The sequence below is a fragment of the Stenotrophomonas sp. PE591 genome (assembly GCF_018320795.1).
GTDB classification, from domain to species: domain Bacteria; phylum Pseudomonadota; class Gammaproteobacteria; order Xanthomonadales; family Xanthomonadaceae; genus Stenotrophomonas; species Stenotrophomonas maltophilia.
This window is the reverse complement of sequence record NZ_JAAOKO010000006.1, coordinates 57262-79888: the sequence shown is the minus strand read 5'-3', so window position 1 is coordinate 79888 and position 22627 is coordinate 57262. Positions and strand designations below refer to the sequence as shown.

At 66.5% G+C, this 22627-nt stretch carries 26 protein-coding genes and 1 tRNA gene; 11 read left to right on the top strand and 16 right to left on the bottom strand.

The genetic code is table 11. The features are described from left to right. Positions 1 to 11: 11 nt before the first annotated feature. Positions 12 to 623, top strand: coding sequence for a TetR/AcrR family transcriptional regulator (locus JLDANKMP_RS15185; protein WP_005409350.1), 612 nt, complete (start codon positions 12 to 14; stop codon positions 621 to 623). On the opposite strand, the gene JLDANKMP_RS15180 is transcribed toward JLDANKMP_RS15185, so the two are convergent. The 4 genes from JLDANKMP_RS15180 to JLDANKMP_RS15165 form a co-directional block, all read right to left on the bottom strand. Next, complete coding sequence (locus JLDANKMP_RS15180; RefSeq protein ID WP_212561552.1) at positions 620 to 2566, bottom strand: EAL domain-containing protein; 1947 nt, start codon at positions 2564 to 2566, stop codon at positions 620 to 622. The genes JLDANKMP_RS15185 and JLDANKMP_RS15180 overlap by 4 nt on opposite strands. A gap of 94 nt (positions 2567 to 2660) precedes the next feature. Continuing rightward, positions 2661 to 3377: an SDR family oxidoreductase gene (locus JLDANKMP_RS15175; RefSeq protein ID WP_212561551.1), complete on the bottom strand. Its 717-nt coding sequence runs from the start codon at positions 3375 to 3377 to the stop codon at positions 2661 to 2663. 28 nt (positions 3378 to 3405) lie between these two features. Then, positions 3406 to 4134: a GNAT family N-acetyltransferase gene (locus tag JLDANKMP_RS15170; RefSeq protein WP_212561550.1), complete on the bottom strand. Its 729-nt coding sequence runs from the start codon at positions 4132 to 4134 to the stop codon at positions 3406 to 3408. Positions 4135 to 4148: 14 nt separating this feature from the next. Beyond that, positions 4149 to 4814 (bottom strand): metalloregulator ArsR/SmtB family transcription factor, encoded by a 666-nt coding sequence (locus JLDANKMP_RS15165; protein WP_212561549.1) that lies wholly within the window; start codon positions 4812 to 4814, stop codon positions 4149 to 4151. A 55-nt stretch (positions 4815 to 4869) separates the two neighbouring features. Here JLDANKMP_RS15165 and JLDANKMP_RS15160 point away from each other — a divergent pair, with 55 nt between their 5' ends. Next, positions 4870 to 5373 (top strand): DUF2938 domain-containing protein, encoded by a 504-nt coding sequence (locus JLDANKMP_RS15160; protein WP_212561548.1) that lies wholly within the window; start codon positions 4870 to 4872, stop codon positions 5371 to 5373. Between the two features lie 41 nt (positions 5374 to 5414). Further along, the gene (locus tag JLDANKMP_RS15155) at positions 5415 to 6224 is read left to right on the top strand and encodes an APH(3')-II family aminoglycoside O-phosphotransferase (protein ID WP_212561547.1); all 810 of its coding nucleotides are present in this window, start codon (positions 5415 to 5417) and stop codon (positions 6222 to 6224) included. Here the strand turns inward: JLDANKMP_RS15155 and JLDANKMP_RS15150 are convergent. After that, positions 6197 to 6622: a DoxX family protein gene (locus JLDANKMP_RS15150; RefSeq protein WP_099497622.1), complete on the bottom strand. Its 426-nt coding sequence runs from the start codon at positions 6620 to 6622 to the stop codon at positions 6197 to 6199. The genes JLDANKMP_RS15155 and JLDANKMP_RS15150 overlap by 28 nt on opposite strands. 145 nt (positions 6623 to 6767) lie before the next feature. Here JLDANKMP_RS15150 and JLDANKMP_RS15145 point away from each other — a divergent pair, with 145 nt between their 5' ends. The 3 genes from JLDANKMP_RS15145 (at position 6768) to JLDANKMP_RS15135 (ending at position 9529) form a co-directional block, all read left to right on the top strand. Then, a complete protein-coding gene (locus JLDANKMP_RS15145; protein WP_212561546.1) occupies positions 6768 to 7358 on the top strand; it encodes a TetR/AcrR family transcriptional regulator in 591 nt (196 codons plus the stop codon). Further along, complete coding sequence (locus JLDANKMP_RS15140) at positions 7355 to 8389, top strand: DUF418 domain-containing protein (RefSeq protein ID WP_212561545.1); 1035 nt, start codon at positions 7355 to 7357, stop codon at positions 8387 to 8389. The genes JLDANKMP_RS15145 and JLDANKMP_RS15140 overlap by 4 nt, the downstream gene beginning before the upstream one ends. Positions 8390 to 8488: 99 nt before the next feature. After that, complete coding sequence (locus tag JLDANKMP_RS15135; RefSeq protein WP_212561544.1) at positions 8489 to 9529, top strand: aminoglycoside phosphotransferase family protein; 1041 nt, start codon at positions 8489 to 8491, stop codon at positions 9527 to 9529. 142 nt (positions 9530 to 9671) lie between these two features. Here JLDANKMP_RS15135 and JLDANKMP_RS15130 read toward each other — a convergent pair whose 3' ends face one another. From JLDANKMP_RS15130 to JLDANKMP_RS15100, 7 genes are all read right to left on the bottom strand, one after another. After that, positions 9672 to 10559: a DMT family transporter gene (locus tag JLDANKMP_RS15130; RefSeq protein WP_032966688.1), complete on the bottom strand. Its 888-nt coding sequence runs from the start codon at positions 10557 to 10559 to the stop codon at positions 9672 to 9674. Between the two features lie 32 nt (positions 10560 to 10591). Then, positions 10592 to 11653: a UDP-N-acetylmuramate dehydrogenase gene (gene murB, locus JLDANKMP_RS15125; RefSeq protein WP_005409364.1), complete on the bottom strand. Its 1062-nt coding sequence runs from the start codon at positions 11651 to 11653 to the stop codon at positions 10592 to 10594. 8 nt (positions 11654 to 11661) lie between these two features. Beyond that, positions 11662 to 12717 carry a quinone-dependent dihydroorotate dehydrogenase gene (locus JLDANKMP_RS15120; RefSeq protein ID WP_212561543.1) on the bottom strand — a complete coding sequence of 352 codons (1056 nt, stop codon included), beginning with the start codon at positions 12715 to 12717 and terminating at the stop codon, positions 11662 to 11664. An 8-nt stretch (positions 12718 to 12725) separates the two neighbouring features. Further along, on the bottom strand, positions 12726 to 13496 hold the full coding sequence (locus JLDANKMP_RS15115; RefSeq protein ID WP_005413143.1) for a class I SAM-dependent methyltransferase: 771 nt from the start codon (positions 13494 to 13496) through the stop codon (positions 12726 to 12728). Between the two features lie 4 nt (positions 13497 to 13500). Next, a complete protein-coding gene (locus tag JLDANKMP_RS15110; protein ID WP_005413144.1) occupies positions 13501 to 13785 on the bottom strand; it encodes a DUF4190 domain-containing protein in 285 nt (94 codons plus the stop codon). 179 nt (positions 13786 to 13964) lie between these two features. Then, positions 13965 to 14804, bottom strand: a complete 840-nt coding sequence (locus JLDANKMP_RS15105) for an SDR family oxidoreductase (protein WP_212561542.1) — start codon at positions 14802 to 14804, stop codon at positions 13965 to 13967. Continuing rightward, positions 14804 to 16336: an aldehyde dehydrogenase family protein gene (locus JLDANKMP_RS15100; protein ID WP_012480007.1), complete on the bottom strand. Its 1533-nt coding sequence runs from the start codon at positions 16334 to 16336 to the stop codon at positions 14804 to 14806. Before JLDANKMP_RS15100 ends, JLDANKMP_RS15105 begins: the two co-directional genes overlap by 1 nt. 183 nt (positions 16337 to 16519) lie before the next feature. Here JLDANKMP_RS15100 and JLDANKMP_RS15095 point away from each other — a divergent pair. The 3 genes from JLDANKMP_RS15095 (at position 16520) to JLDANKMP_RS15085 (ending at position 17970) form a co-directional block, all read left to right on the top strand. Continuing rightward, positions 16520 to 16596, top strand: a tRNA-Arg gene (locus JLDANKMP_RS15095). A 253-nt stretch (positions 16597 to 16849) separates the two neighbouring features. Next, entirely contained in the window at positions 16850 to 17332 is a 483-nt protein-coding gene (locus JLDANKMP_RS15090) for a hypothetical protein (protein ID WP_005409399.1), read from the top strand. A 173-nt stretch (positions 17333 to 17505) separates the two neighbouring features. Next, complete coding sequence (locus JLDANKMP_RS15085) at positions 17506 to 17970, top strand: GNAT family N-acetyltransferase (RefSeq protein ID WP_212561541.1); 465 nt, start codon at positions 17506 to 17508, stop codon at positions 17968 to 17970. Positions 17971 to 17977: 7 nt separating this feature from the next. Here the strand turns inward: JLDANKMP_RS15085 and JLDANKMP_RS15080 are convergent, their stop codons facing one another. After that, positions 17978 to 18538, bottom strand: a complete 561-nt coding sequence (locus JLDANKMP_RS15080) for a GNAT family N-acetyltransferase (protein WP_099485195.1) — start codon at positions 18536 to 18538, stop codon at positions 17978 to 17980. A 146-nt stretch (positions 18539 to 18684) separates the two neighbouring features. Here JLDANKMP_RS15080 and JLDANKMP_RS15075 point away from each other — a divergent pair, with 146 nt between their 5' ends. After that, on the top strand, positions 18685 to 19578 hold the full coding sequence (locus tag JLDANKMP_RS15075; protein ID WP_212561540.1) for a helix-turn-helix domain-containing protein: 894 nt from the start codon (positions 18685 to 18687) through the stop codon (positions 19576 to 19578). On the opposite strand, the gene JLDANKMP_RS15070 is transcribed toward JLDANKMP_RS15075, so the two are convergent. Further along, positions 19526 to 20356: a universal stress protein gene (locus JLDANKMP_RS15070; RefSeq protein WP_172711732.1), complete on the bottom strand. Its 831-nt coding sequence runs from the start codon at positions 20354 to 20356 to the stop codon at positions 19526 to 19528. The genes JLDANKMP_RS15075 and JLDANKMP_RS15070 overlap by 53 nt on opposite strands. Before the next feature lie 172 nt (positions 20357 to 20528). Here JLDANKMP_RS15070 and JLDANKMP_RS15065 point away from each other — a divergent pair, with 172 nt between their 5' ends. Then, a complete protein-coding gene (locus tag JLDANKMP_RS15065) occupies positions 20529 to 21095 on the top strand; it encodes a hypothetical protein (protein ID WP_005409404.1) in 567 nt (188 codons plus the stop codon). A gap of 30 nt (positions 21096 to 21125) precedes the next feature. On the opposite strand, the gene JLDANKMP_RS15060 is transcribed toward JLDANKMP_RS15065, so the two are convergent. Beyond that, a complete protein-coding gene (locus JLDANKMP_RS15060) occupies positions 21126 to 21485 on the bottom strand; it encodes a response regulator (RefSeq protein ID WP_005409405.1) in 360 nt (119 codons plus the stop codon). Continuing rightward, positions 21475 to 22611, bottom strand: a complete 1137-nt coding sequence (locus JLDANKMP_RS15055) for a PAS domain-containing sensor histidine kinase (RefSeq protein WP_212561539.1) — start codon at positions 22609 to 22611, stop codon at positions 21475 to 21477. Before JLDANKMP_RS15055 ends, JLDANKMP_RS15060 begins: the two co-directional genes overlap by 11 nt. Positions 22612 to 22627 lie beyond the last annotated feature (16 nt).

Genomic DNA, 22627 nt, shown 5'->3' with positions numbered 1-22627 from the left:
CGGTTCCCGCCATGCCCCGTGCCCCGCAACGCCTGACCGACCGCAAACGCGAAGCCATCGTGCGCGCGGCGGTGGAGGAGTTCCGTGCCGCGGGCTACGAGGCGACCAGCATGGACCGCATTGCCGAGGCGGCCGGGGTCTCCAAGCGCACCGTCTACAACCACTTCCCGAGCAAGGAAGCGCTGTTCTCGATGATCCTCGAGGAGCTGTGGGAGCGCAGCGTGGCCAGCGACACATTGCCGTACCGCGCCGACCAGCCGCTGCAGGCGCAGTTGCTGCAGTTGCTGGGGCAGAAGCTGGAATTGCTCAGCGATGCCAACTTCATCGACCTGGCGCGGGTGGCGATGGCCGAGATCATCCATTCACCGGAGCGTGCGCAAGCCATCGTCTGCCGCATGGGTGAAAAGGAAAGCGGCGAGAGTGCGTGGATCCGCGCGGCCATCGCCGATGGCCGCTTGCGCGAGGTCGATCCGGAATTTGCTGGCCACCAGCTGCACGGGCTGGTGAAGAGCTTTGCGTTCTGGCCCCAAGTGACGATGGGGCAGGCGCCGTTGAACGCAGAGGAGCGTGCACGCGTGGCCGAATCGGCGGTGGCGATGTTCCTGGGTTTCTACGCGGTCTAGCTGGCGGCGAAGCGGAGGAACTCGTCGGCCGGCAGCGCCGCCGAGTACAGATAGCCTTGGCCGACATCCACGCCCAGGGCCCGCAGCTTCTGCTCCTGCGCCAGGGTTTCGGTACCTTCGGCCACCACGATCGCGCCGCAGCGGTGCGCAACCTCGACGATGAAGCGCACGATCGACTGCGACTTGGCGTCGGACAGTGTGGCGATCAGCGCCTGTTCGATCTTGACCTCGGCGATGGCCAGCTGCGAGAGCAGGATCAGAGTTGAATAGCCAGCGCCGAAATCATCCAGCGACAGGGTGACCTCCGCCGCCAGCAGCTGTGCGATGTTGGCATCTACCACGTCGCGCTCGACGATCTCGGTCCATTCGAGGATCTCCAGGCGCAACATCACGCCAGGCACATCGTGCAGCTGCAGCAGTTCCTGCAGGCGCAGGCCGAAGTCGGGCAGGCGCAGTGACTCGGCCGAAACGTTCACTGCAATCTTCAGCTGCCAGCCATCGCGTCGGCACTGCTGCAGGAAGTGGATGGCCGACTGCAGCGTGGCCCATTCCAGTTCAGCCAATCGCCCTTGCCGGCGCAGCAGGGAGATCACCCGCATCGGCGCGATCAGCCGGCCCTCGCCGTCGCGCATGCGCAGCAGTGCTTCGGCGCCGACCAGTTGGCGATCCTGCAGGCGATGCTTGGGCTGATAGCACAGCGGTGCGTCGCCCTGCTGCAGCCAACGTTCGAGAGCGACTTCGATCAGGGCGTCGATCTCGCTGTCGCGCTGGATCGGGTCGTCGAAGAACACGACGCCGGATTCGATCGCACTCAGTGTAACGGTGATCGCACGGAACGGAAGATGTCCTTCGTCGGCATCTACGGGGGGCTTCAATTCGACTACTGCACAGCGGAACAGCGGCCGGAAACCGGGCCAATCGCGGCCGACCTGCTCGGCCAGGTTGCTGGCCAGCTCGGTGATCCGCGGTTGCGTGCGCAGTTCGGACAAGGACAGGTCGCGCACCAGGATCGCCAGCGCGGCATCGCCGAACTGGTAGATCTCCAGTTGCGTGGCCGGCAGCGAGGGCAGCAGCCGATGTACTTCTTCGGTGCTGTCGCGCTGCCAGATACCGTTGTCCTGCAGCGGACCATAGCGCAGGCGCAGATCGCGAAGGTTGCCCATCTCGGCCACGATCAGGCAGGCCTTGCCGATGCCGTCGTTGTCGCGCCAGTAATGCTGCAGGCGCTCGCCGAGCGCACGCATGTTGGGCAGGCCACTGATCGGATCGATGCGCAGCCAGGCCTGTTCGCGCTGGCGTTGTGCATCGATCTGCGCATCGTTGTAGACCAGTGCGAACACCGCGCCGAGCATCAGCAGTGAGAGTGGCAGTGCCAGCAGGCGCTGGATTGCCAACTCCTCCACGGGTAGCTGATGGGCGCCGATGATTGCTACCCCCAGTGCCAGGCCCAACGCAGTGACGACGATACGAACGCCCCAGGCCTGCAGGATCAGGCACAGCGAGAGTTCATTGAGCATGCGCGGGTGCAGGCGCCTGCGCAGCCAGACGCCGGCCAGCATCTGCAGCGTGGCCTCGAGGCCGGCAGGCAGGAAATACTGGGTGCCGGCGAACTGGTAGCGGGCCAGCAGGCTGGCGCCCAGGCAGGCCAGGCCACCGCGCCAGCCGCCGAGCAGGCCGCTGACCAGCAGGATGTCGAAACCCAGGTGGAGCTTGACCACGCCCTGGCTGTAGCGGGCCACGAACCAGGAGTTGAACAGGTAGATCAGGCCCAGCGCCACGCCCACATACAGGCGGCGGCCTTCAATGGCGTGCCCGGCGCGACGGGTAGCGATCAGCAGCACGCCGATCATGCCGATCACCGCCGTGGCCTGCAGCAGGTACAGCGGCAGGCTGGGCAGAGCGCTGTCCAGGACCTGGGCCGAAACCCGTGAAAGCGCATCCATAGCAGGTTCCCGCCTGTGACCGACGGCCAGTGACGAGCAGGGTAAACCACAGGCGCCTACGCGGCCACCAAGGGCCCGACCAAGGTCTCTGCGGTCAGTGGCGCGGGTCGGCGATGGCCGGCAGCACCAGTTCGCGCACGAAGCCGGACGGTGACAACTGCAGCAGCGCGCGCACCATCGCAACGACGTCGTGCACCGGCACCAGCTCGCCGTCGCCGCGCGCTGCGGCCTCTGCCACCGGAACCGACAGCGCATCGTCGGTGTTGAGGTAGCCCAGCTGCAGGCTGGTCACCGCCAGGCGGCGATCGCGGAAACCCTCACGCAGTGCATCGGCGATGCCGTTGAGTGCGAACTTGGATGCACCGAACGCCACTTCCGGGCGGCCGCTGCGCGGCAGTGCCGAGGTCGACCCGGTCAGCACCAGCTGCGGGCGTGGCGCGCCCAGCACCCGCGGCAGCAGGCGCTGCAGCAACACCAGGGTCGCGGTGATGTTGACGTCGACCAGCTGGGTGAGCGCGGCATCGCTCTCGTCGAGGAAGGCGTACTCGTCGCTGAAGGCGGTCTCTTCCCAGATGCCCAGGTTGTGGATCAGCACATCCAGGTCGGCCGGTGCCTGCGCTGCGATGTGATTGGCAGCCAGGGTGGGTTGGGACAGATCGGCCTCGATCCACTGCAGGGTGACACCCTCGGGGCATTCAAGGTCGCGCGGACGGTTGCGCGAAACGCCGATGACGGTGTCGCCCGCACTGCACAGGCCTTCCATGAACGCCCGACCCAGGCCCCTGCTGGCGCCGATGACCATCAATTTCATGTTGCTTCCTTGTTGTACTGCGGCGGCCTCAGTCGGCAGCCAGAATGGTGTCCCAGTCGGCGAACGCGCGCAGGCCGCTGCGCTCGGCGGTAATGATCGAGGCGGTGTTGTCGAGCTGGCAACGGTACTGAGGCTGCAGCCCGGCCGCCTGCGCGGACACGGCCATGGCGTGTACCAGCTGGCGCGCGTGCCCGCGACCGCGGGCCTCGGGCAGGGTCAGCACGCCCATGTCGGCCAGGGCTGGATCCAGGCTCCACGGGTACATGCTTCCCGCGGCAACCAGCCGCTCGCCATCGAAGGCGCCGAACACCTGCCAGTGGTCCAGCTCGACCCAGGCGGCACCGAGATCCTCTTCGCTGGCGTTGGCCTGGAACACCTCGAACGCGGCTGCGTCGGCCGGGTCGAGACGGCGGATATGTGGTGGTGCAGGGCGCGCGGCCAGGGCCGCAAGTTCTGCGGCAGGGAAGTAGAAGACACGATCCGCACCATGCGTGCGCTGGCCGAGCTGCTGCAGGCGCTGTTGCAGCTGTGCCAGCGTCCAGTGCGGTTGCGCATGCAGGTGCAGGCGAGCCGCCAGGACAGGGCGCGACAGTGCGCGAGCGGGGCCCACGACCGGCTGCAGCAGCATGCCGTCCTCGCCCTCATCGAAATCATCGCTGCACGCCAACTGCAGCTGTGGATCATCCCGCAGCGTGCGCTGCCCGGAGAACACGCCGCGCCAGGTCGCATCGATCAACGGGGCAAACACATCATCCATGACCGGTGTCTCGCTCAGTGCCGGGGCAGGTCCACCTGCAGGCCGGCGGCCTTCCATTCGGGGTAACCGGCGGCGAGCCGCTGCGCGGTCAGTCCGGCCTCGCGCAGCATCGCCACCGCATCGTTGGACAGCACGCAGTAGGGACCGCGGCAGTACGCGACAATGTGGACGGCACGCGGCAGTTCCTCCATCCGTGCACGCAGTTCTGTAACGGGAATGTTCAGTGCGCCGGGCAGGTGGCCCAGATCGAATTCCTCGCGCGGCCGCACATCCAGCAGCACCACGCTGCTGCGTTGTTCCAGCAGCTGCTCCACGGTCAGTCCTTCCAGCGCATCGCGGCGCTGCAGGCTGTCGTGGATCACGCCGTGCATTTCGCTGCGCTGGTGGTCGGCATAGTCGCGCAGTGCGGCCAGCAGATTGCCCAGCGGGCCATCACCGCTGCGATAGAGGATGCGCTTGCCGTCGCGGCGGGTCTGTACCAGGCCGGCACGGCGCAGCTGCTGCAGGTGCTGGGACGTATTGGCCACCGAAAGCCCGGTCAGTTCAGCCAGGCGTTCCACGGCGCGCTCGCCCTGGGCGATGTGCTCCAGCAGGGCCAGGCGATGGGCATGGCCGAGCGTGCGGGCGATCTCGGCCAAGGCCTCAAGCGGTGAGGGTGGTGGCTCTGTTGCAGCGTTCATGCGGGGCACGCTAGCATCGCTCTATCATTAAAGCAAATAATTGAAGGTGTGCGATATGTCTGGCCAGGCGACATTCGTGATGGATGCGGTGGTAGTCGGCGTGGGAGCGACCGCAGTAATGGACCTGTGGGCGGTGGTGCAGCGGCAGCTGTTCGGCATTCCCTCGTTGGATTTTGCGATGGTCGGGCGTTGGCTGGGGCACCTGCCACGCGGGCGCTTCCGCCACGATGGCATCGGCCGCTCGGCAGCGGTCGGTGGCGAGCGCGCGCTGGGCTGGACCGCGCATTACGTGATCGGGGTGGTCTTCGCCGCGTTGTTGCTGGCCGTGGCAGGGAGCGATTGGGTGCAGGCACCCACCCTGTGGCCGGCACTGGCCTTCGGCATCCTCAGCGTTGCCGCGCCGTTCTTCATCCTGCAGCCGGGCATGGGTGCAGGCATTGCAGCTTCGAAGGCCCCGGCGCCGGGCAAGGCACGCCTGCGCAGCCTGGTGGCGCACAGCGTGTTCGGCGTGGGCATGTACCTTTCCGCGCTGCTGTTGGCCGCAGTTCGTGCAGGATGAGCGAGAATCGGCGGGGTCACCGGCAACAGGAACACCCCGGCATGGAAGCACCCGATCCCTTCACTGATGGCCTGCCGCTGCCGCTACCGTGGGCATGGCAGGAAGCGTTGGCCGATGCGCGCGTCGAGCGGCAGTCGATCGGCGTGTCGCGCGCGGATGTAGCCCGTGTGCAGCGACCAGGCCAGCCCGATGCCTTCGTGAAGTCGGAAGTGGTCGACGCCTTCAGTGAGCTCGGTGATGAGATCGCGCGCCTGCGCTGGCTGCAGGAACAGGGACAACCGGCGCCAACGGTAATTGCCACCGCCGAAGAAGCGGGCCGGCGCTGGTTGCTGATGAGCGCGCTGCCCGGCCGCGACCTGGCTTCGTCGCCGGAACTCGCGCCGCAGCAGCTGGTGGAACTGCTGGCCGACGCGCTGCGCGGGCTGCATGCGTTGCCGCTGGCAGCCTGTCCGTTTGACCAGCGACTGGCCTCGCGCCTGCAGGCCGCGCAGGCCCGCGTCGAAGCGGGCCTGGTGGATGCCGATGATTTCGATGATGAGCGCCTGGGCCAGAGTCCGCAGCAGGTCTTCGCTGAACTGTGCAGCACCCGGCCCGATCATGAAGACCTGGTGGTCAGCCATGGCGATGCCTGCCTGCCGAACCTTATGGTGGTCGAGGGGCGTTTCAGCGGTTTCATCGACTGTGGGCGACTGGGTGTTGCCGACCGCTACCAGGACCTGGCGCTGGCCGCGCGCAGCGTGGTCCACAACTTCGGCGACACGCGTTGGGTGGCGCCGTTGTTCCAGCGCTACGGCGCGGTGGCCGACGAGCGCCGGCTTGCGTTCTACCGCTTGCTCGACGAGTTCTTCTGAGCCCGCGCGTGGCTGGCGATGGCCGCGCAGATCAAGCCACCCACCACGCTCAGATGTTCCAGCGCGAAGAACAGGGCCAGCTGCTGTTCCGCGCCGTGCTTGGTCCAGAAGGTATGCACGACGACGATGGTCAGCAGCATGAACACTGCCAGCGCGCCGCTGCCCAGCCAGAGCAGGCGATCAAGCAGCAGGCACAGTGAGCCACCCAGCAGCACCACCGCGCTGGCGAGGTTGAACAGCACAGGCGGTTGCAGCCCGGCGGCCTGCATTTCGGCCACGCTGTTGTCCCACGCCAGCAGCTTGGCCAGGCCCGAGGACAGGAACACCACGGCCAGCAGCAGCCGGGCGAGGAACCACAGCACGCGGCTGTCGAGCAGGGTGGCGATCATCCGTGGCATGCAGGAACTCCGGGTTGGGCGTTGGGGCGGGCCAGGCAGCATCGGGCCTCAACAGCGGTTGAGGTCAAGGCTGGCTGAACGAAGCCCGATGGTGGTTCGGGTCGTCGCCTTTTAATTGGACGAACGTTCGTTCACTATTCGCGCCATGAGCCGAGCCGACCGCAACGAGCTACGCATCGCGCAGATCCTGCAGGCCGCCCTGCAGTGCTTCCTCGCGAAGGGTTTCCACCAGACCAGCATGCGTGACATCGCACAGGCGGCCGGTGTCAGCCTGGGCAATCTCTACAACCACTTCCCGGGCAAGGAGGCGATCATCCTTGCCGTGGCGGTGGCTGAGAGCGAAGAGCTGGCACCGTTGCTGCAGCGACTGGCCGCGTCCGAAGGTCAGCGCGCACAGGTGCTGGCTTTCCTTCGGGACTTCCACGCACTGTGCCGGCAGCCGGAATGGGCGACGCTCGCCGTCGAAGTGCTGGCCGAGAGCGCACGCAATCCGGCCGTAGCCGAGGCATTTGCGGCCAATCGCAGGCAGTTGCAGGCGGCCCTGGCCGAAGCCCTGCAGCAGGTGGCACAGCGCGAACGTCGGCGTCCCGTGTTGGCCCCGGCATTGCAGGCGCAGGTGCTGCTGGATGCCATTGAAAGCGATGCACTGCGTCGGGGGCTGGGCGAAGCCGGTGAAGGCGATGAGGCATCGCTGGATCCTGGCCTGCTCGCGCTGCTGCTCGGGGCGCGCGCATGAGTGCCGTTGACCGGCGATTGCACGGCCTTGATCTGGCGCGCTACCTGGCCTTGGCCGGCATGGTGCTGGTCAACTTCCGCCTGGCGATGGCCGTGCCGGCAGAGGGCGCCGGATGGTTGGCAGGCTTCTTCCACTTTCTGGAGGGCAAGGCTTCGGCGACGTTCGTTACGTTGGCTGGCTTGGGCTTGGTGTTGGCCACGCAGCGGCAAGGGTGGTGGCCGGCCAGCGTGCAGACCTGGAGGCGCGCGCTGTTTCTGATGGTGCTGGGCCTGCTCAACCTGACCCTGTTCCCGGCCGATATCCTGCACTACTACGCGGTGTATTTCGCGCTGGCCGTGGTGTGGCTGCGTGCCTCGCCGCGCGTGCTGCTGGCCAGCATCGTGGGCTTGGCGGCCTGTTCGTTCTGGGCGTTGCTGCATTGGGATTACAGCCAGGGATGGAACTGGCAGACGCTGGAATATGCCGGCCTGTGGCAATGGCCGGGCGCAGCCCGCAACCTGCTGTTCAATGGCTTCCACCCGTTGATGCCGTGGCTGTGCTTCTTCCAGCTGGGGATGCTGCTGGCACGGCTTCAGTTGTCGCAGCCGCGGGTACAGCATGCATTGCTGGTGCTGGGGCTGCTGCTGATCGGGGCTGGACATGGCGTGCAGCAGCTTGCGCAGGGAACGCCCTGGCAGGTGTGGCTGGGAACGCAGCCGATGCCGCCGGGACCGGCTTATGTGCTTACGGGTGCGGGTGCGGCCTGCAGTGTCATCGCCGCCTGCCTGTGGCTGGCGCGTGTGCGACCGGGTGACTGGTTGGAGCCGTTCACCGCGGCCGGACGCATGACCCTGACCCTGTATGTGGGCCACATCCTGCTGGGCATGGGCACGCTGGAAAGCCTGGGCCTGCTCGATGGCAGCGCGTCGCTCGCATCGGTGCTGCTGTGGGCGCTGCTGTTCCTGATGCTGGCGACGGGCGCGGCCTGGCTATGGTCGTGGCAGTTCGCACGCGGCCCGCTGGAGACGGTGATGCGGCGCATCGCAGGCTAGTTCCCTGGTCGTGCTGAAGCGATGTTGTGACGGACATGTCTGTGCCGCGGCGAACGCATCTGCGATAGTGGTGGCAGGTAACACTTTCCGCTTGCATCCATGTCATTCGCTTCGGCGCAGCATCTCGGCGAAGTCCTGCAACAATCCTATGGCATCACCCCCACCGCCGTGGTGCCACGCCCGGTGGGCGCCGACGCCAATGCCAGCGTGTATCGCGTCGATGCGCGGCACGGGCAGTGGTGGTTGAAATGCCGTACCTACCAGGTCGCCCCGGCGGTGTGGGACAGCCTGCATTGGATGCGCGGCACGCTGGGTATCGATGAGATCGTCGCGCCGTGGCCGGCGTTGACCGGTGGTGCGTCTGTGCAGCGCTGGGGATTGCAGTTCACCCTGTTCCCGTATGTGGAAGGCCAGTCCGGGTTCGAGGCGGCGTTGAGCCGAACGCAGTGGAAACGGCTGGGGGAGGTGCTGCGGCGCCTGCATGGCGCGCAGTTGCCAGCGGAACTGCAGCAGGCGCTGCCGATCGTACGGCTGGAAACCGCGGCGCTGGAGACCGTCGGGCAATGGTTGGCCGGCGAGGGCCTGGCGGCCGCGAAGGACGGGCTGGGTCGCGCATTCGTTTCGGTATGGGACCAGCAGCATGCGCGCATCGCGGCGCTGCATGCGCAGGCACGGGAGCTGCTCGCGGTGTTGCAGGACGCGCCGGTAGACCTGCATCTGTGCCACACCGATCTGCATGCTGGCAACCTGCTGATGGGCAATGACGGGGGCCTGCACCTGATCGATTGGGATGGTCTGTCGCTGGCCCCGCGCGAGCGTGACCTGATGTTCATCGGTGCCGCTGTTGGCGGGCGCTGGGGTCGCGAGAATCCACTGGGGTTCGAGGAGGGCTACGGCAGCGACCGCGGTGATCCGCGCTGGATCGCCTGGTACCGGCACTGGCGCATTCTGCAGGACCTGATCGAGTTCCAGCAGGTGCTGCTGGGCAGTGACGGAGAGGACCGATCGCCGCAGTTGCGCCGGCAGTCACTGCACTACCTGGGGGAGCAGTTCGCACCGGGCAATGTGTTCGATGCGGCGGAGCGGGTATATCGCGCGCTGGATCAGGTTCCAGGCCGTTGCCAGGATCTCCCCAGATAGAGTCGACTATCGCGCGCAGCGCGGTTTCTGCCCGCTCCGAACGAAAAGCAGTCGACTAACAGTCGACTCTACCCATGGCCTGTCCATGCACGACCCGTGGCTTGCCCGTGCAGGCCCCATGGCTTGTCCATGCAGATGGTTTTCATTCGGCGGGCTTGGCTGCTGCCGAGGCCGCCGCGCTTGCGGCGCGGCGCGACAACACGGCTTCGCGGTGGGCGATGTAGGCGTTGGCGGCGAGGATGATGCCGGCACCGATGAGCGTCCAGCGATCCACGCTTTCGTTGAACAGCAGCCAGCCGAGCAGCGTTACCAGCGGTAGCTGCAGGAAGCTGATCGGGGTCAGCGCCGAGACTTCACCGAGGCGCAACGCCCGCGTCCACAGCAGCTGGCCGACGGTGCCCAGCACGCCGGTGGCCAGCAGCCACAGCCACGCCATGCCGGAGGGCCAGACCCAGACGAACAGTGCCGGGACCAGCGACAGCGGCACCCAGAACACGTAGGTGTAGAGCACCACGGTGTCAGCGCTGTCGACACGGGTCAGCTGCTTGATCTGGATCGCCACCAATGAGCTGAGCACGGCGGCTGCCACCGCTACCAGGCTGCCGGCGGTGAAGCCGGCGGTACCGGGGCGCACGATCACCAGCACACCGATGAATCCAACCACCACCGCAGCCCAGCGGCGTATACGCACGGTCTCGCCCAGCCACAGCACGGCGGCGATGGTGACGAACAACGGCGTGGAGTACGAGAGGGAAACCGCCTGCGCCAGTGGCAGATGGCCCAGTGCCCAGAACGCGCACAGCATCGAACCCAAGCCAATCGCACTGCGCACGAAATAACGCGGCAGCTGCTGCGTTTTCAGTGGTGCATGGCCGGGGCGCAGCAGCATCGGCAGCAACGCGAGCAGGCCAAAGGCATTGCGAAAGAACGCCACTTCCTGGGTTGGTACGTACCGGGTGGCGTAGCGGATGGCGACGGCCATCAGGCCGAATGCCATCGTGCTGCCGAGCATCAGCAGCGCCGCCCGCATCGGGGTGGCGCTGGGGGAGAGGGCGGGAGTGTTCACCACTGTGCGCCGAGCAGGCGGGGCTCCGGTTCGATCGGCACGCCGAACTTCTCCAGCACTGAAGCGGAGATGCGTCGCGCCAGCGCCAGCAGTTCAGCACCGCTGGCATTGCCATGGTTGACCAGTACCAGCGCGTGGCTGGGGGCCACGCCGGCATCGCCTTCGCGGAAGCCCTTCCAGCCGCAGGACTCGATCATCCATGCCGCCGAGACCTTGCGCTTGTCGTCCTGCTCGGCCGGGAACACGGGCAGGTCGGGGAAGTGCTGCAGCAGCACGTCGACCTGTTCCAGCGGCAGCACCGGGTTCTTGAAGAAACTGCCGGCGTTGCCCAGCACATCCGGGTCGGGCAGCTTGCGGCGGCGGATCGCGATCACCGCGTTGGCCACGTCCACTGCGCTCGGCAGCTCCACGCCCTGTGCCTGCAGTTCCTCGCGGATGCCGGCATAGTCCATGCGCAGGTCATGCAGCAGCGGCAACTTCAGTTCGATGGCGGTGATCAGGTAGCGGTCCATCTGCTGCTTGAACACGCTGTCGCGGTAGGTGAAGCGACACTGCTCGTTGTCCAGCCGTACCCAGGTTTGTTCCTGGCAGTCCCAGGCCTCGACCGCCTGGATGAACTCGCCGACCTGCGCACCGTAGGCGCCGATGTTCTGGATCGGCGCGGCACCGGCGGTGCCGGGAATCAGGGCCAGGTTCTCCAGCCCGGACAAGCCTTCCTGCAGCGACCACATCACCAGGCCATGCCAGGGCACGCCGGCCCCGGCGCGGATCACTGCGTGGTCAGCGCGGTGTTCCAGGAAACTGATGTCACGGTTGCCGAACACCAGCACGGTGCCCGGCAGGTCTTCGGCGATCAGTACGTTGCTGCCGGCACCCAGTACCAACAGGGGACCGCTGGCCACTTCGGGCAATGCCAGCACTTCCGGCAGCAGTGCGGCATCGTGCAGTTCCAGCAGCTGCGCGGCGCTGGCCTGCACGTGGAAGGTGTTCAGCGCCTGCAGTGGCGCATTGCGGGTGAGCGTCCAGCGCAGCGGGGCGTTGCCGTCGACGGTATCCATGGGCGCGCTCACAGTGGGGCCACCGCGCCGCGGCTCGGCGCTTCGCGGCGTCGACGGATCGCCTCCACGCATTCAGAGACCAACGCCGGGCCACGGAAGATCAAGCCGCTGTAGCACTGCACCAGCGCCGCGCCTGCGGCCATCTTGGCCACCGCATCGGCACCGGACAGGATGCCTCCGACACCCACCAGTGGTACCGATTCGGGCAGGCGCGAGCGCAGGCGGCGCAGCACCAGGGTGGACTGCTCCAGCACCGGCGCACCGGACAGGCCGCCGGCCTCGTTGGCCAGCGGGTCGCCGGCCACCTTGCTGTGGTCGATGGTGGTGTTGGTGGCGATCACGCCGTCCACCTGCAGTTCGCCCAGCACGCGCGCGGCGGCATCGATGTCGCGGTCACTCAGGTCCGGTGCAACCTTGACCAGCATCGGCACGCGGCGACCGTGGCGCGCTGCGAGATCTTCCTGGCGGTCGCGCAACTGGCTGACCAGCTGGCGCAGCGCGGTCTCTTCCTGCAATTCACGCAGGCCGGCGGTGTTGGGCGAGGAGATGTTGACGGTGATGTAGTCCGCCAGCGGATACACCTTGTCCAGGCAGGCGATGTAATCGTCCACCGCCTGTTCGTTGGGGGTGTCCTTGTTCTTGCCGATGTTGATGCCGAGCAGCCCGCGGCGGTTGCGCGCGCGCTCGACATTGCGCACCAGCGCGTCCACGCCCGCATTGTTGAAGCCCATGCGGTTGATGATCGCGTTGTGTTCCGGCAGGCGGAACAGGCGTGGCTGCGGGTTGCCGTCCTGCGGGCGCGGTGTGATGGTGCCGATCTCGACGAAGCCGAAGCCGAGCGCGAACAGCGCATCGATGTGCTCGCCATTCTTGTCCAGGCCGGCGGCCAGGCCGACCGGATTGGGGAAGGTCAGCCCGAACACCGTGCTGGGCATCGGCGCGATGCGTGCGGCCAGCAGCGGCGTGGTGCCGGTGCGGTAGGCCAGGTCCAGTGCGGACAGGCCGAGGCCGTGGGCGCGCTCGGCGTCGAGCGAGAACAGGAAGGGGCGGGCAAGCGAATACATGCGTCGGTTCAGTCCAGCGTGCCGAGGAAGGCTCGGGTTCGATATTCAAAAGCGACCTGGCCGTCGACCGCGTGGGCGGCGAACAGGTCCTGCAGAGCGTCGATCATCGGCGCGTGGCGAGGATGACCGGATTGGGGTGCATAGGAGGAGGACAGCAGGCGCCCGCGCAGGGCGTCGAAGTCCAGATGCTGTACGTTCGGCAACTCCACCATGCCGCGCAGGCCGCGGCCGAACCAGGCCTGCATGGTGGCATCGTCCTGGTAGCGCTCGGCCACCGCGGTGTAGTCGGTGCCGTAGTCCAGCAGCAGCTGTTCGTAGCCGACCAGGAATGGACTGGCATCGAGCAGGCGCGAATTCCAGTAGATCAGTGCCAGGCCACCGGGGCAGAGGATGCGCTGCCACTCGGCGCGCACCGCCACGGTGTCGAACCAGTGGAACGCCTGCGCGACGCTGACCAGATCAATGCTGGCATCGTCCAGGCCGGTGGCCTCGGCGCGGCCATCGACGGCGGAAAAGCCCGGATACTGCGGCGCCAGCCACTCTTCGGCGGCGGCGCGCATGGCGGCGTTCGGCTCGACCGCCACCAGCGGATGACCGCTGGCCAGAAACTGACGGCTGGAAATGCCGGTGCCAGCACCGATGTCGGCGACACGGGCCTGGTGACTGACATCCATCGGGCCATGCAGCCATTCCAGCAGCGCGGGCGGGTAATCGGGCCGGTAGCGGACGTAGTCGGCGACGCGGCTGCTGAAGCGTTCAGTGCTGTCGGAAGTGGTCATGGCGTCAGTTCGACACCGCGGCCAGCCACGCCAGGCCACCGAAGAACAGGATGAAGACCAGGATGGCGGCAAGCACGGCGCCGACCATCACCCAGCCCAGCACAAGGCCGGTGACGGCCAGGCCATCGCCTTCCAGTTCATGCGGGCGGCGGCGGATCTCGGCGCGGGCCATGTGGCCGGTGATGATGGCCACGATGCTGGCCACGAAGGGCAGGACGGTCCAGCTGGCGATGCCCATGACCAGGCTGACCACGGCCAGGGCGCTTGTCTGTCGGGGTGCCACGCTCATCGGGGTCCTCCTTGGCAGTGTGCACATGATAGTGCCTCTGCCCAGGCAATCCCATGCCCGGCGGATGCGATGGCAGGCGTGGACCCTGGTGGGCGAACGAGGTGCAAGCCCTGGTAGGCGTCGACCTCGGTCGACGAAAGGCATGCCAACCAAGGTTGGCAGCTACCGGAGTGCCGGTATCAGCCCATCAACACCTGGCCGCCATCCACGTTGAGCACGCTGCCGGTGACCCAGCGCGCCAGCGGCGAGCACAGGAACAGGGCGGCGTCGGCAATCTCGCGCGGATGGCCGAAGCGGCCGAACGGGATCTTCGCCAGGGTGCCGTGGTACAGCGCTGGATCTTCGGTGCGACGGCGATCCCACAGGCCGTCATCGAACTCGATCGAGCCCGGCGCGATCGCATTGACCCGGATCCGGTCCCTGGCCAGCGCCAATGCCTGCGACGTGGTGTAGTGCGACAGCGCGGCCTTGGCGGCGGCGTAGGGCGCGCCACCGGGGCGTGGCTGCTGTGCGGCGATCGAGGACAGGTTGAGGATGCAGGCATCGCTGGATGCGCGCAGCCATGGCAGTGCCAGGCGCGAGGCCCGTACCGCCGCCATCAGGTCGATCTGCAGGCTGGCGGCCCAGCCATCCTCGTCGTCGGCCATGCCGTAGCCGGTAGCGTTGTTGATCAGTACATCGATGCCGCCGAGTGCATCGGCAGCGGCCTGCAGCCAGGCCTGGATCTGGCCGGCGTCGGCCAGATCGGCGGAGACGGTATGCAGTGGGGTGCCCTGTGCCTGCGCATCGGCACGCAGGGCATCCAGGCCGGCCTGGCCACGTGCGCAGACCGAGACCTGCGCACCGGCGCCGGCAAATGCCAACGCCATTTCACGACCGATGCCCTTGCTGCCGCCGGCGATCAGCACGCGGCGACCGGTGAAGTCGAGGGTCGGAGCCCCATTGGGGATCCGGCCCCGGGCAGGGGTCAGATCCCCGGAGGGGCTCTGACCCGCAGCCATGGCAGAAACGTCTGCCATCACAGATCGAACTTGATGCCCTGGGCCAGCGGCAGCGAGTCCGAATAGTTGATGGTGTTGGTCTGGCGGCGCATGTAGACCTTCCACGCATCCGAACCGGACTCGCGGCCACCGCCGGTGTCCTTCTCGCCACCGAAGGCGCCACCGATCTCCGCACCGGACGTGCCGATGTTGATGTTGGCAATGCCGCAGTCGCTGCCAGCGGCCGACAGGAACTTCTCGGCAGTCTTCAGGTTCTGGGTGAAGATCGAGGACGACAGGCCCTGCGGCACGCCATTCTGCATGTCGATGGCTTCATCGAGGGTGTCGTACGGCATCACGTACAGGATCGGCGCGAAGGTCTCGTGCTGGACCACGGCATCGCTGTTCTTCAGGCCGGAGACAATCGCCGGCAGCACGAAGTTGCCGGCGCGGTCGATGCGGGTGCCGCCGGTTTCGATGGTGCCGCCGGCAGCCTTGGCCTGGGCGATGGCATCGAGGAACTGCTGCACGGCGCCGTCGCTGTTCAGTGGGCCCATCAGGTTGGCCGCATCGGTCGGGTCGCCGATCTTGCCTTCGACCTGCTTGTAGGCCTTGACCAGGGTGGCCAGCACGTCGGCGTAGATCGAGCGGTGCACGATCAGGCGGCGGGTGGTGGTGCAGCGCTGGCCGGCGGTGCCGACGGCGCCGAACACGATGCCCGGCACGGCCAGCTTCAGGTCGGCGGTTTCGTCCAGGATGATGGCGTTGTTGCCACCCAGTTCCAGCAGGCAGCGGCCGAGGCGACGCGCGACCTTCTCGTTGACGGTGCGGCCGACCTGGGTCGAGCCGGTGAAGCTGATCAGCGGCACGCGACGGTCATCGACCATCTTTTCCGACAGCGCGGTGCCGGCATCGTTGATCAGGAAGAAGATGTCCGGGAAGCCGGCTTCGCGCAGGGCGTCGTTGCAGATCTTCAGCGAGGCGATGGCGGTCAGCGGCGTCTTGTTGGACGGCTTCCAGATGCACACATCGCCACAGATGGCGGCCAGGAACGAGTTCCAGCTCCACACCGCGACCGGGAAGTTGAAGGCGGAGATGATGCCGACCAGGCCCAGCGGGTGGTACTGCTCGTACATGCGGTGGCCGGGGCGCTCGGAATGCATGGTGTAGCCGTACAGCATGCGGCTCTGGCCCACGGCGAAATCGGCGATGTCGATCATCTCCTGCACTTCGCCGTCGCCTTCCGGCTTGCTCTTGCCCATTTCCAAGGCGACCAGCGAGCCCAGCGCATCCTTGTGCTTGCGCAGCGCTTCACCGCACAGGCGCACGGCTTCACCGCGGCGCGGGGCCGGCGTGGTACGCCAGATCTTGAAGGCTTCCTGGGCGCGGGCGACGACGGTCTCGTACTCGGCCTCGGTGGTCGCGCGGACCTGCGCGATCGGCTCGCCGGTGGTCGGGTTGACCGGGGTGATCAGCTCACCGCTGGTCGCGCTCGACCACTCCCCGTTGCCCAGGTACGTGCCAGCGTTGATCGCGTCCAGGCCAAGGGACTTGAGCAGCTCGGAAGACATGCAGACTCCTGTGTTTCGTTACGTTGTTTGGTGCCATCGCGGGCAGGTGGGGGGCGCGATGAGCTGAATCGCCGATGGTAGCAGAGCGGCCTGTCCGGCCATGGTGCAACGCGCCAGCGAAATCGGGTGGAACATGAATGCTTGGAGGGTAGGGTGTGTTGCCTGTAAACTTCCCGGCTGCATGGCCCCGTAGCTCAGCTGGATAGAGCGTCCCCCTCCTAAGGGGAAGGTCGCCCGTTCGAATCGGGCCGGGGTCACCAGAATCAGTCACTTGCGACAATTGGTGATCGTGTGGCGCTCCTTGTTCCACGGCACCTTCCAGTGCTTTGGTCGCAGTGGTCACAATGGCCAGTCAACAGGCGGCCCTCGCCACGAAGCCGTCCTGCCCTTCAGGCATCGGGTGCGCAGAAGGGCCCAGACTGTCGAGCCTGTCATATTTGCCCGTATACCTGCGGGGTAGACTCGGTTGGCACGCATGAGGCGTGCACTACGCCAATACCGAGGACGATAGTCATGTTGAAGGGATTGAAACCTCTCACCGCTGCCGCCGTGTGCCTGCTCGGCCTGTCCGCCTTTGCCCAGAGCGCTGCTGCGGCACAATGGGTAGACAGCGGCCGCACCGCGTACGTAAAGACCAGTTTCTTCGGCAGTTTCGCCTACCACACCTGCGACTCCAGCGGTGCGCAGATCCAGGGGTACCCGGGTAGCTGCGGCAGCGATGCCGGCAGTGGCTGGACGTCCAACTACACGGCCTCCAGTGACCTTGCCAACAGTCAGCTCATGGCCTGCAACCACAATCCTTTCCAGCTCGGCTCGGCCTGCTACGGCCTGGCGTATGCGATCAATGGCCAAGCGTACGCTGGCGGGCTGCCTGCCGCCTGCAATCTTGGCGCGCGCGCGGTGGTCACCGCGTCCAGCATGGAAACCGTCGAGATCCAATACGAAGAGCTCGACGTGGACACCATCGAATCGGCACGCGAGTACGTCTGCCGGTAAAGCGCCGACAGGTCGCCGCCGTCGAGTGCGGCGGCTTCCTGCAGGGGACATCCGTCCCACGCACTGTTACCGCAGCCCAATTCGCGCAAGCACGTCCGCTGCAAGCGCCTGATCATCAGCCTCCGACCCAGGCAGCGGCCGCGGCAGGTTGACGGGACCACACAGGCATCCATATGCCCGCACAGTTGCAACCGGTTCAACCTTGGCATTACCCGCGTATCGTTGGCTGGCTCGATTCGGTTGCAGCGACGCAACGCTGGGCTGGCCCGGGCGTTGCGTTTCCTCTGCTGCCTGAGGCATTCGCACAGGCTCTTGAACTGGCCGAGCGCCCGGGTTGGGTGCTGTTGGACGGGGAGGGTGCGTGCATGGGGTTCGGCCAGTACTGGTTGACCGCGCCCGGCACTGCCCACCTGGGCCGCATCATTGTCTCGCCGCAGGCGCGTGGGCGCGGCCTGGGACGGGTGCTGATGCAGTTGTTGTGTGCCGAGGCCCTGCTGTCGCCGGATGTGCAGCGCCTGAGCCTGCGTGTCTATCGTGACAACGTCGCGGCGGTCGCGCTCTACCTCGATTTCGGCTTCCAGCCGGTGGAAGATGCCTCGACGCCGGAACTGTTCTTCATGCAGCGCAGCGACGGCTGAGCCGTGATCATGTGGGTAGTGGTACGGTCTGCTGCGCCTGCCATTCCCTGGCGGTGATGCGGCTGATGTGTTCGGTGCGGTAGTCGGCGAGAAAGCGGTTGAACTGGTTGACCTCGGTGTGGTGATGGCGGAAACCGCATTTGGCCTGCGCGCTCATCGATTGCAGGTTGTCGGCGAAGTAGCCGCACCACAACGCATCCAGCTGCAGATCCAGGAAGGCATGCCGCATCACCTCACGTACAGCTTCGGGTACCAGGCCACGACCCCAGTAGGGTACGCCGATCCAGTAGGCGATCTCTCCCTCGCGCTCGCCCAAGCTGAAGTTGCTGTCTGCACCGATCAGGATGCCGACGCAACCGATGGCACGCCCGTTCTCGCGGCTCTGCAGGGCGTAGACCTCCGGTCGGTTGAACACGGTGCGGATGATGTCGGCACTCTCCTCTACGCTGGCATGCGGTGGCCAACCGGCGATGGGCCCCACGCGCGGGTCGCGCGCGTACTCGTACAGATCGGCGGCGTCACTGTCGCGCCAGGGGCGCAGGATCAAGCGTTGGGTGGCCAGTTGCATGGCGGGTCCGTCGGTGGAAAGAGAGTGCACAGGCTAGGTTTCGACGGGCGGGGAGCACAGGGCGGGACCTTGATGGTTTCGGTACTTTTCACAACTTCTTCGTTCGGGCGGATATGCTCTGCCGCGATATCCCAGTGGAACGGCCCATGGATCGCATTCCCCAGCTTCTGGAACAGGACGAATCCATGCGCCTGGAAGTCAGTACGCTGGCTGAAGGCCTGGGTGTTCCGCTGTCGTTCGGGCACGCCTATCTGACGGTGCTGGTGTGCGTGTCCGGGCGTGCGCGGTTCGCACTGAACTTCCGCGAAGTGGCGGTGCAGCGGCACGACGTACTGGTGCTGGCGGAGGATACGCTGGCGCTGCTGCGGCAGCGTTCGCGCGGCTTCCTTGCGGTGGCCTGCCTGGTGCCGAAAGCGCTGGCATCGGAGGTGGCCTATGTGCTGCCCAATGCACTGTTCAAGTTCCTGCACGAGCACCCCCATTGTGTGCCGTCACCGCTGGAGGTTCCGCTGCTGCAGGGTTGGCTGCAGCAGTTGATGGATGCCCAGCACAACGGTGGCCTCCATCGGCACGTGATGCTGCGCAACCTGCTGCAGACCTTTTTCCTGAAGTTCGCCACACTGCTCCCGGCATACTACGAGGCGGCGCCGCAGGTCGGCCGGCGCGAGCGCCTGGCCTGGAGCTTCTGGGAGCTGGTCGGCCAGCGCAGCACGCGCCAACGCGACGTGCAGTCCTACGCCGAGGCGCTGTGCATTACCCCGTTCTATCTCTCGCAGGTGACCCGGGAATGCTTCGGCGAAACGCCGAAGGCGTTGATCGACCGCCAGGTGGTGCTGGAGATCAAGGCGCTGCTGAGCTACAGCGAACTGCCGATCGGACGCATCGCCGAACGCCTGTGCTTCGAGGACGCGTCCTACCTGTGCCGCTATTTCCGGCGGCACACCGGCCAATCGCTGACCGGCTACCGCCGGGCGGGGCAGGGCGGTATCAGTGCGATACGAACAAGGGCGCCGGTACTTCGGCAAGCAGATCCTCGGTGACCCCGCCGAGCACGCGCTCGACCACGCGACTGCGGCTGTAGGGCCCCAGCACCAGCAGATCGGCTTCGGCATCAAGTACATGCTGGCGAATGGTGGCAGCTACGCCCCCTTGGCTGGAGCTGATCGCCTGGATCTCCACTTCAACGCCGTGCCGCGCCAGATGCTGGGCCATTTCAGCGCCGGGTGCCGCTTCAGCCTTGGGCGTGTCGACCATCAGCAGGTGCACGGCCTGCGCGCGGGCCAGCAGAGGCAGGGCATCTGCCACCGCACGACGGGCCTGCTTGCTGGCATTCCAGGCCACCACGATACGCCGGCCGACCTGCTCGCCCTTCCAGTGCGGCGGCACCAGCAGCATCGGTACCCCGGTCTGGCGAAGCGTGCCCAGTGGATGCCAGCCGGAGGGCGCGCCTGGTGTGTGCGGATAGCCGGCGATGATCAGGTCGCAGTACAGCGACTGCAGCGCCAGGTCAGCGCCACCCAGGTAGTCCGAGACGATGCGCAGTTCGGTGCTGATCTGCAGCGGTTCGGACACGGCACGCAGGTTCTGCATCAGCTGTGCGGTGCAGGCGGCATCCGCGCGGGCCTCGTGGTCCAGCGCGGCGGCGATGCCGGCACCGCGCGCGAAGCCGTTGGCGATGTCGGTGGGATGCAGGGCCGTGGAGACTGCGACCAGATGCGCCTGCTGGGCCTGCGCTAGGTCGGCGGCGATGTTGAGAACGCGGCGCCCGGTGTCGCTGACGTCGAACAGCACGGCGATATCGCGTAGTGGGTGCAGCATGGCGTTGTCTCCCTCGATGCCTGTGACGCGTTCCCTGCCGTGCACCGACCCGGGTGCACCGGACGCACCCCCGTTGTAGCGCATTCGTGATTCGTGTGAATCATATTTGATTCAGTTTATTAATTGATGATTCATGCTAGCGTGAGGGCCAGCCCACACCCCCTCGCTTTTCATGCGACCTGCCGCAGCACGTACACGACGCGACCTGCCCCATGCGCTGGCGGCCACCCTGGTCAGCCATCCACGCTGCACCCTCAGCGAACTCGCGCGCGGGGCGGGCATCAGCCGCGCGACCCTGTACCGGTTTGCGCCTACCCGGGAGGCGATCGACGAGGCCCTGTTCGCAGCCGGTTTCGAGCGCGTGGAAGCGGCGGCGGCCTGGTTCGACCAGGGCGGTGATGCACGCCACGTGCTGGAGCAGGTCACCGCCACGCTGCTGGCGGACTGGGAGCTGGTGACGCTGCTTTTCGCACGGATGATGGAAGAACAGCAGCGCCTGGGCGACCTGCACCTCCTGCCGGAGCGCTGGGCGCCGATCGGCGAACGTTTCGAGGCCTTCTTCCTGCGGGGTCAGGCGGCCGGAGAGTTCAACGTCGGTTTCACCGCGGTATGGCTCGCGGACTTCTACTGGAGCTGTTTCTACGGCATCACCTGGTCACTGGCACGCGGTCGGCTGGCGCCGGCAGCGGCAGCCTCTACGCTGCTGGCATCGTTCCAGCGCGGGGCGATGATGGGTTGACCGCAGGAGTTTCCTGCGGGGCGCCGTGGCTTACGCCTGCCTGAGCAGCTGCACCAGCTGGCGCAGGCGATAGGGCTTGGGCAGGAACTCCACCTGCTCGGGCAGCGGCGGCAGCTGCGAACGGGCATAGCCGGACGAGAGGATCATCCTTGCCTGCGGCTGTTCGCGTGCCACATGCTCGCTCAGCTCGATGCCGGACATGCCGTTGGGCATGCTGACGTCGCTGAACACCACGTCGAAACGTGCTTCGCCCTTGAGCAGTTCCGCCGCCTCGTGGCCATCGGCGGTCGTGGCCACATCGATGCCGAGGTCGCGCAGGGCCAAGCCGATCATTTCACGCAGATCGGTCTGGTCTTCCACCATCAGTACGCGGATCGGGTCATCGGTCATCGGCAGGGTCCTCCATTGCGGGTAGCAGCAGGCTGACCGTGGTGCCGACACCGGGCGTGGTGGACACGTCGACGAAGCCGCCGCTCTGGGTAGTGAATCCGAACACCTGGCTCAGGCCCAGGCCGCTGCCTTTGCCGATGTCCTTGGTGGTGAAGAAGGGCTCGGTGGCCCGTTCGGCGATGTCGGCCGCCATCCCGTGGCCTTCATCGCAGACGCTGAGGGTGACATAGCCACGTTGCAGCGTGGAGTCCGCGTCCGGGTCGAGGCGATGCTCCAGCGCGGTGCCGATCAGGATGCGGCCGCCTTCAAGGGTAGCATCGGCGGCATTGGCGACCAGATTGGCCAGCGCCGTCTGCAGCTGCAGCGCATCGGTGTTGACCGCAGGCAGGCCGGGTGCCAGCTGGGCATCCAGCATCACCGTGGGCGGGCAGGCGCGTTGCAGGTCCGGCAGCCACTGCTGTATCAACACGTTGATATCCAGTGGTTCGCGGATCAGGGTCTGGCCAGTGCTGAACGCCAGCAGCTGGCGGGTCAGCAGCGCACCACGATCGGTCGCGCTCTGCGCGGCATCGAGCAGCTCGGCGGCGCGCGCATCGTCACCGCCAACGCGCAGGGACAGCAGGTCCAGTGCGTTGCCGATGGTGGTCAGCAGGTTGTTGAACTCATGCGACAGGCCGCGGCTGAGTCGGCCGACGGTCTCGAACTGTTGGGTATTGCGCAGCGCTCGTTGGGCATCACGCAGCAGGCGCTGTGCCTGCCACTGCTCGGTGATGTCGCGGGTGATCTTGACGAAGCCGAGCAGCTCACCCGCTTCAACCACCGGCTCGATGACAACACTGGCACGGAACGACGAGCCATCGCGGCGTACCCGCCAGCCCTCATTGGCAACGTGGCCATGCTGCGCTGCATGACGGAGCAGGCGTTGCGGTTCTCCTGCCTCGCGGTCGGCGGCCAGGTAGAAGCGACCAAAGTGGGTGCCCACCACTTCATCGGCTGAATAGCCCTTGATGCGCTCCGCACCCGGGTTCCAGCTGCAGACGATGCCATCCGGATCAAGCAGGTACAGCGCATGGTCGCGCACGCTGTCGATCAGCAGTCGCAGTTGGCGGGAAGGGTCCGTCAGCACGGACGTCGTAGAGGCG